This is a genomic window from Variovorax sp. MPBD4-3, assembly GCF_058809745.1.
The window spans coordinates 22,115-30,471 of sequence record NZ_JBXASW010000068.1 but is presented as its reverse complement, the minus strand read 5'-3'; the positions used below and the strand labels follow the sequence as shown (position 1 = coordinate 30,471).

At 70.6% G+C, this 8,357-nt stretch carries 8 protein-coding genes; all 8 read left to right on the top strand.

Annotated elements, in window-relative coordinates:
• Positions 1-60: 60 nt before the first annotated feature.
• On the top strand, positions 61-2,121 hold the full coding sequence (paaZ, locus tag AC1RVW_RS26705) for a phenylacetic acid degradation bifunctional protein PaaZ (RefSeq protein ID WP_493203615.1): 2,061 nt from the start codon (positions 61-63) through the stop codon (positions 2,119-2,121).
• Positions 2,118-2,885 carry an SDR family NAD(P)-dependent oxidoreductase gene (locus tag AC1RVW_RS26700; RefSeq protein ID WP_172839784.1) on the top strand — a complete coding sequence of 256 codons (768 nt, stop codon included), beginning with the start codon at positions 2,118-2,120 and terminating at the stop codon, positions 2,883-2,885. Before paaZ ends, AC1RVW_RS26700 begins: the two co-directional genes overlap by 4 nt.
• 29 nt (positions 2,886-2,914) lie before the next feature.
• Positions 2,915-3,475 (top strand): methyltransferase family protein, encoded by a 561-nt coding sequence (locus tag AC1RVW_RS26695; protein WP_081266388.1) that lies wholly within the window; start codon positions 2,915-2,917, stop codon positions 3,473-3,475.
• 108 nt (positions 3,476-3,583) lie between these two features.
• On the top strand, positions 3,584-4,033 hold the full coding sequence (locus tag AC1RVW_RS26690; protein ID WP_081266389.1) for a hypothetical protein: 450 nt from the start codon (positions 3,584-3,586) through the stop codon (positions 4,031-4,033).
• Positions 4,034-4,195: 162 nt separating this feature from the next.
• Positions 4,196-4,780, top strand: coding sequence for a phosphatase PAP2 family protein (locus AC1RVW_RS26685; protein WP_493203614.1), 585 nt, complete (start codon positions 4,196-4,198; stop codon positions 4,778-4,780).
• On the top strand, positions 4,777-5,862 hold the full coding sequence (locus AC1RVW_RS26680; protein ID WP_493203613.1) for a glycosyltransferase family 2 protein: 1,086 nt from the start codon (positions 4,777-4,779) through the stop codon (positions 5,860-5,862). The genes AC1RVW_RS26685 and AC1RVW_RS26680 overlap by 4 nt, the downstream gene beginning before the upstream one ends.
• Complete coding sequence (locus AC1RVW_RS26675; protein WP_493203612.1) at positions 5,859-7,475, top strand: ArnT family glycosyltransferase; 1,617 nt, start codon at positions 5,859-5,861, stop codon at positions 7,473-7,475. The genes AC1RVW_RS26680 and AC1RVW_RS26675 overlap by 4 nt, the downstream gene beginning before the upstream one ends.
• The gene (locus AC1RVW_RS26670) at positions 7,468-8,331 is read left to right on the top strand and encodes a ChbG/HpnK family deacetylase (RefSeq protein ID WP_493203611.1); all 864 of its coding nucleotides are present in this window, start codon (positions 7,468-7,470) and stop codon (positions 8,329-8,331) included. Before AC1RVW_RS26675 ends, AC1RVW_RS26670 begins: the two co-directional genes overlap by 8 nt.
• The last annotated feature ends 26 nt before the right edge of the window (positions 8,332-8,357 follow it).

Sequence of the window (8,357 nt, the reverse complement as noted above, 5' to 3'; positions counted from 1 at the left end):
ATCCCCGCCTTCCCCCAGAGGGGGAAGGAGCAAAACAGACATCGCGAAAGGACCCGCACCATGACCACCACCCTCCAAAGCTACATCGCCGGCCGCTGGATCGGCCAGCAGGCCGCGCAGCAGCTGCGCAGCGCCGTCAACGGCCAACCCGTGGCAAGCACCCACGCCGAGGCCATCGACTTCGCGGAGGCCCTGCAGTACGCGCGCCGCACCGGCATTCCCGAGCTCATGAAGCTCGACTTCCAGCAGCGCGCCGAGCGCCTGAAGGCGCTGGCCAAGTACATCGCCGCGAACAAGGAAACGCTCTACGCCATCTCCGCCCACACCGGTGCCACGCGCGCCGACAGCTGGATCGACATCGAAGGCGGCGCGGGCACGCTGAGCGCCTACGCCGGCATCGGCACCAACGAGCTGCCCTCAGGCAACCTGGTGCACGAAGGCCCGGCCTTCCCGCTCGGCAAGAAGGGCGGCTTCGCGGGCACGCACATCCTGGTGCCGCGCGGCGGCGTGGCGGTGCACATCGACGCGTTCAACTTCCCGGTGTGGGGCCTGCTCGAGAAATTCGCGCCCACCTTCCTCGCGGGCATGCCCTGCATCGGCAAGCCGGCCACGGCCACCAGCTACCTGACGGAAGCGCTGGTGCGGCTCATCGTGCAGTCGGGCATCCTGCCCGCGGGCAGCCTGCAGCTGGTCATCGGCAGCACGGGCGACCTGCTCGACCGGCTCGAAGGGCCCGACGTGGTCACCTTCACCGGCTCGGCCGACACCGCCGCCAAGCTGCGCGTGCACCCGAACATCGTGCGCCAGTCGATCCCGTTCAATGCCGAGGCCGACTCGCTGAACTGCGCGATCCTCGCGCCCGACGTGACGCCCGACGACGAGGAGTTCGATCTCTTCGTGAAGGAGGTCGCGCGCGAGATGACCATCAAGGCCGGCCAGAAGTGCACCGCCATCCGCCGCGCGATCGTGCCGCGCCAGCACCTCGACGCGGTGGCCGGGCGGCTGCGCGCGCGGCTGGCCAAGACCGTGGTCGGCGACCCGTCGCGCGAAGAGGTGCGCATGGGGGCGCTGGCCTCGCGCGACCAGCAGGCCGACGTGGCCGAGCGCGTGGCCACGCTGCTGCAGGGCGCGGAACTGGTGTACGGCGAGCGCGACGGCTTCTCGCCGGTGGGCGACGGCGTGGGCGAAGGCGCCTTCTTCGCGCCCACGCTGCTGCTGAGCCGCAAGCCGCTGGAGCACGACGCCGCGCATGACGTCGAGGCCTTCGGCCCCGTCAGCACGCTGATGCCCTACGACGGCATCGACGAGGCGCTGGCACTGGCCGCGCGCGGCCGCGGCAGCCTGGTCGGCACGCTGGTCACGCGCGACCCGGCCATCGCCGCCAAGGCGATTCCCGTGGCTGCCGCATGGCACGGCCGGCTGCTGGTGCTCGAGCGCGAGGCCGCGGCCGAATCGACCGGCCACGGCTCGCCGCTGCCGCAGCTCAAGCACGGCGGCCCGGGGCGTGCCGGCGGCGGCGAAGAACTCGGCGGCCTGCGCGCCGTCAAGCACTACCTGCAGCGCACCGCATTGCAGGGCTCGCCCACCATGCTGGCCGCCATCACCGGCGAGCATGTGCGCGGCGCGGCCGTGCGCGAGAGCGAGGTGCATCCGTTCCGCCGCTACTTCGAAGACCTGCGTGTCGGCGACTCGCTGCTCACGCATCGCCGCACCGTCGGCGAGGCCGACATCGTGGCCTTCGGCGGCATCTCGGGCGACTATTTCTACATGCACTTCGACGAGGTGGCGGCCAAGCAGTCGCCCTTCGGCAAGCGCATTGCGCACGGGTACTTCGTGCTGTCGGCGGCGGCCGGCCTGTTCGTGTCGCCCTCGCCCGGCCCGGTGCTCGCCAACTACGGCCTGGACACGCTGCGCTTCACCAAGCCCGTGGGCATCGGCGACACCATCCAGGCGCGCCTGACCTGCAAGCGCAAGATCGACCGCAACAAGAAAGACGCCAGCGGCCAGGGCCAGGGCGTGGTGGCCTGGGACGTGGAAGTGACCAACCAGGACGGCGAGCTGGTCGCCAGCTACGACATCCTGACGCTGGTCTCCAAGAAGCCGGAAGCGGTGCAGGCATGACGACGATGTTCGACCTCACGGGCAAGGTCGCGCTGGTCACGGGCGGCAACGGGGGCATCGGCCTCGGCATGGCGCAAGGGCTTGCCAAGGCCGGCGCGCGCGTCATCGTGGCAGCGCGCAACGCGCAGAAGTCGGCCGCCGCGGTCGAGGCGCTGAAGGCGCTGGGCAGCGACAGCTTCGCGCTCGAGGCCGACGTGAGCGACGAGGCCTCGGTGCAGAAGCTGTTCGACGAGGCCGCCGCGCGCTGCGGGCGGCTCGACATCCTCATCAACAACGCCGGCACCACGGTGCGCAAGCCCGTCGACCAGCTCGCGCTGTCCGAATGGCACAAGGTGATGGACACCAACCTCACCAGCGCCTTCCTGTGCAGCCGCGCCGCGCATGCGCACCTGAAGGCCGCGGGCGGCGGCAAGATCATCAACATCGGCTCGATGATGTCGATCTTCGGCGCGCCCTATGCGCCGGCCTACGCCGCGAGCAAGGCCGGCATCGTGCAGCTCACCAAGTCGACCGCGCTCTCGTGGGCGCCCGACAACATCCAGGTCAACGCGATCCTGCCCGGCTGGTTCGAGACCGAGCTCACCGACGGCGCGCGCAGCCAGATCCCGGGCCTGTACGACCGCGTGGTGGCCCGCGCCGCCGCCGGCCGCTGGGGCCAGCCGGGCGACATCGCCGGCACCGCCGTGTTCCTGGCGAGCGCCGCGTCCGACTACGTGACGGGCACCGCGATTCCCGTGGACGGCGGGTTTTCTATAGCCGGATAGATCGACGCGGCCGTGTAAATTCGGCCGCCATGCTCTTCTGGTTCCAGATCTTCGCCTTCATCGCCGGCACGGCCGCGCTGCTCTACGCTTCGCGCGGCCCGCTGAGCCGGCCCGGCTCGCACGGCTTCTACCGCTTCTTCGCATGGGAATGCATGCTGGTGCTGGCGCTGGTCAACCTGCCGTGGTGGCATGACGATCCGTTCTCGGCCAGGCAGATCGTCTCCAGCATCTTCTTCGTGCTGTCGATCTGGCTGCCGATCCATGCGGTGCGCCTGCTCAAGGCGCAGGGCAAGCCGACCGAGGCGCGCAGCGACGACCCCGCGCTCTACGGCTTCGAGAAGACATCCGCCGTCGTCAGCAGCGGCGCCTTCCGCTACATCCGCCACCCCATGTACACGGCGCTGATGCTGCTGGCCTGGGGCGCGTTTCTCAAGCAGTTCAGCTGGCTCACGCTGCTGCTGGTGCTCGCGGCCACGGTGCTGCTGTTCATGACGGCGCTGCGCGACGAGCAGGAATGCATCGCGCATTTCGGCGATGCCTACCGCGACTACATGCGGCGCACGCGGCGCTTCATTCCCTTCGTTCTGTAGCTGCACGGCGCGGGCGCGCGCCTTATACCGCAGGCCCGTGCCGCTACCTTGCGGGATGCTGACCCGCACGATCAGGTTCCGTTCACACGAACCTCCTAGCATTCCTGCATGCTTCTCGCACGCGTCCGCCATTTCGCCAGAGCGCACTACCGTTGGTGGTGCGTGGCGGGCCTGCTGCTGGTTGTTCTCCAGCCTTTCATCGCGGTCCATTTCCGCTGCGACGGCCTGGAAGACGAGCCGATGCTGCGGGTGCGCAGCGTCAGCGACACCACGCAGTTCGAGGCCGACGACCGCGCCGACCACCCGAGCGACCACGAGACCACGGTCTTCGCGCAGGCGCCGGCGAGCATCGACCACCCCGACGCCTTCGACTTCGGGCTGAGCGCGCTCATGGCCATGGTGCTCGCGATGCTGCCGCTGGCCGTGGCCTTGGCACGGCTTGCCACGCCCATCGTGCGCGAAGCGCCCGAACACGTGCCGCCGCACGGGGGCGCGCCGCCCTGCGCGCAGCCCTGGCGGCGCCTGCCGCCCACCGCCGCCCCGCCCTACGGGATCTGAGAAAACCGGCGCCTCGCGCGTCGCGTCCTCCCGCTGACGTCTGCGCAGCGGGCCTCTCTTCCTCGTCGAAAGGACTGACATGTCCAAATTTTTCAGGTGCGCCTGCCGCACCTTGCGCAGCCCTGCGCCTGTTGTTTGCATTCATCCGCAAGGAGTGGCGCCATGGACGCGCTGAACCTCGCCTTCTTTCACTGGATCCACGCCGGCAGCCATCCCACGCCGTGGGTGCTCTCGGTCGCCGTCGCCTTCGCGCTGTGGGGCAGCTGGCTCGCCGCGGGCATCGTCGTGGTGGCGCTGTGGCGGCAACGCGCCGACCGCGCCTACCTGTGCATCGTGGCCGCCGCCGCCGGCGTGACTTCGCTGATCGCGCACACCATCGCCATGGGCCTCAACGTTCCTCGCCCGTTCGCGGCGGGGCTGGGCCAGGCCTACATCGAGCATGCGAGCCGCGGCTCGCTGCCAAGCACGCACGCGGCCGTCATGTTCATGGTCGCGCTGGCCTTCATGCTGCGCCCCAGCCTGCGCCGCATCGGCGTGCCGCTGCTGGCGCTGGCCGCCGCCACCGGATGGGCGCGCGTGTACGTGGGCGTGCATTTCCCGCTCGACATCGTCGCCGGCCTGCTGCTGGGCGCGGTGGTTGCCGGCGCGATCGCCATCGCGCGGTGGCTCTTTCTCTTCTTCGTCCCGCGAACTGGCCGCGCATCCGCTGACAGTCCGGCGACCAGCTCTCTCTGGAGGCACTCATGATCTCTTCGTCCGCCGCAAGACATTCGCGCCCCGGCGCCGGCATCGCTCCCGGCGCGGTCCTGCCGCCCCACACCTTGGGCACCCCCGAACCGCTGGCCCAGGCCGGCATGCCCGACGCACCCGCCCCCGACGCGCGCAGCATCTCATGCGTCATCCCCTGCTACAACGAGGCGGCCAACCTGCGCCTCATGCTGCCGCTGCTGGAGGACATCCTCTGGGCCACGCGGCTGCGCTGGGAAATCATCGTGGTGGACGACGGCAGCACTGACGACACCGCCGCCGTGGCCGAGGCATGGTGCGAGCTCGCGGGCTTCCGCTGCATTTCACTGTCGCGCAACTTCGGCAAGGAAGCCGCACTCACCGCCGGTCTTGCGGCGGCCACCGGCGACGCCGTGGTGCTGCTCGACGGCGACCTGCAGCACTCGCCCGAGCTGATCCACGCGATGCTCGCGCAATGGACGGCCGGTGCCGAGGTGGTCTACGCGGTGCGCGAGCAGCGCAGCGACGAAAGCCGCTTCAAGCAGCTCGGCAGCAAGCTCTTCTACGGCCTTGTCAATTCGTCGGACCGCTTCGAGGTGCCCAAGGACGCGGGCGACTTCCGCCTGATGGACCGCAAGGTGGTCGACGCGCTCATGGCCATGCCCGAGCGCAGCCGCTTCATGAAGGGCCTCTACGCCTGGGTGGGCTTCCGCGCCGTGGCGCTGCCCTACACGCCCGCGCCGCGCGCCGAAGGCACCACCAAGTTCAACGCGCGCCGGCTGATCGGCTTGGCCATCGACGGCCTCACCGCCTTCACCACCTGGCCGCTGCGCATGGTGAGCGTGGCGGGCCTCCTGCTCGCGGTGCCGGCCTTCGGCTACGGCACTTTCGTGACCATCGACCACCTGCTGTTCGGCAACTCCGTGTCCGGCTGGACCACCATCGTCGTGAGCCTGATGTTCTTCATCGGCATCCAGATGATCTCCACCGGCATCGTGGGCGAGTACATCGCCCGCATCTACGAGGAGGTGAAGGGGCGTCCGCTGTACGTGGTCCGGCGCGAACACGGCAAGGGACTCCAGGCCGAGCCCGGGAAACCATGAGACGGCCCGGCTCCGCCTGGTGGACATCGCCCCGACCCCTCTGGCTCATTGCCGCGCTGTTCGCGTGGCTGCTCGCGACCGCATGGGTGCGCCCGCTGATGGCGCCCGACGAAGGGCGCTACGGCAGCGTGGCGCTGGCGATGCTGCACTCCGGCGACTGGCTGGTGCCGCGGCTGGACGGCCTGCCCTTCTTCCACAAGCCGCCGCTGTTCTACTGGATCGGCGCGGCGGCGATGTCGGTGGCGGGCCCGGTCGAATGGGCGGCGCGGCTGCCTTCGATCATCGGCGCGGGCACGGCGGCGGCGGCGCTGTTCCTGTTCCTGCGGCGCTGGTCGACGATGCGGCAGGCGCTGCTGTCGACCGTGGTGCTGGTGACCACGCCCTTCTTCTTCCTGGGCGCGCAGTTCGCCAACCTCGACATGCTGGTGGCCGGCTGCATCTCGGCCACGGTGCTGCTGGCCGCCGGCGCGGCGCTGGCGCGGGAGCGCGGCGAGCCCTGGCGCGCCCTGCTCGCGGGCGCCTACCTGATGGCCGCGGCAGGGCTGCTGGCCAAGGGACTGATCGGCCTGGTGCTGCCCGGTGCGGTGCTGGTGCTGTGGTGCGCCGCCACGCGCAAGACCGTGGTGCTGAAGCTCGCGCTCTGGCTGCCGGGCTGGGCGATCCTGCTGGCGGCGGCGGGCCCGTGGTTCGTTGCCATGCAGCTGAAGTACCCCGAGTTCTTCGACTACTTCGTCATCACCCAGCACTTCCGGCGCTTCGCTTCGTCGGGGTTCAACAACGAGCACCCGTTCTGGTTCTACGTACCGGTGCTGGCGGTGCTCACGCTGCCGTGGTTCGCGTGGGTGCTCGTGCCGCGCGGAAAGCACGGGGAGCCCCGGTCGCGCCTGTCCGACGTCGACTGGCTCATGTGGATCTGGCTGGCGGTGATCGTGGTGTTCTTCTCGCTGCCGCGGTCCAAGCTGGTGGGCTACGTGCTGCCCGCGCTGCCGCCGCTGGCCTGCCTGATCGCGCAGCGCGTGCTGGCCGGGCGCGCCGTCGAGAAGCTGCTGCCCAGGATGCGCGCCACGTCGGCGGTTGCGGCCGTGCTGTGCGTGGCGTGCGTGGTCGCGGTCGCGCTCTACTCGGTGCCGCCGGGCACGCGGCTGCGGCTGCCGGTCGGCCAGTCGGTGGCGCCGGGCGACCAGGTGATGATGCTCGACAGCTACTACTACGAGATTCCCTTCTACTGGAACCTGCGCCAGCCGGTGCTCGTGTCGGACGACTGGAAGGCCGCCGCCACCGACACCCGCGACAACTGGCGCAAGGAGATCTTCGATGCGAGCCGCTTCGAGCCCGCGCGCGCCGACGCCACGCTGATCGACAGGACGCAGCTCGCGCCCGTGCTGTGCGTGCCCCGCACCACCTGGCTGGTCGGGCCGATCGCCTCGCAGCTGTCGAACCCATGGCTGGGCAAGGCGCAGCTGGTGGCGGTCAACGAAAGCATCGCGGCCTGGCGCTTCGCGGGGAGCGCCACGCGCGATCCGGACTGCCTGGGCACCCCTGCCTCCGCGCCCGCCGGAGCCGCCATACCATCCCCTCCCGTGCCTGCCCCCTCCACGAATGGCAATGACTGACACCACCGGCCCGCTGGAACCGACGATGCGCCACCTCTGCGTGTGCGCGGACGACTTCGGCATGAGCCCCGGCATCAACGCCGCCGTGCTCGAGCTAGCCGAGCTGGGCAAGATCTCCGCGACGAGCGGCATGGTGCGGCGCGGCGCATGGGCCGCGGGCGCACGGGCGCTGCGGCGGCTGGACGCCACCCGGCTGGACGTGGGCCTGCACCTGGACCTCACGCGCCCCGACACGCCCGACGGCCCCGAGCCCGGCCTCGCGGGGCTGATCGCGCGGACCTACACGCGCACCGTGTTCTCGCCCGTGCTGCACGCCGACATCCGCGACCAGTTCACCCGCTTCGAAGACGCGATGGGCCGTGCGCCGGCGTTCGTCGACGGCCACCGGCATGTGCACCAGTTCCCGGTGGTGCGCGAGTTGCTGGTCGACGAGATCGTGCGCCGCTACCCGGAGTCGCCGCCGTGGGTGCGCTATACAGCGCCCGGCGCCTGGAGCGGCCCCGACCGGCTGAAGGCCCGCGTGATCCATGCGCTGGGCGGCGCGCGGCTGGCAGCGCTCGCCGCCGAGCACGGCATTCCGGTGAGCCGGCGCCTGCTCGGCGTGTACGACTTCACCGGCGACGTGCAGGGCTACGAAGCGCGCCTTGCCGACTGGCTCGCGGCCTGCCACACCGGCGACGTGCTGATGTGCCACCCCTCGACCGGCATCCAGCCCGGCGATCCGCACGGCTCTGCGCGCATGCGCGAATACGCGGTGCTGCGCGCGCTCTCGCTGCCACCCCAGGGGCAAGCCGGCGCGATCGCGATCACGCCGCTGTCGCAGGTCTTCAGGCGCGGCGAACTCGCCCACGCATAGGCCCCCGCCATGTGCAACACGGGGGC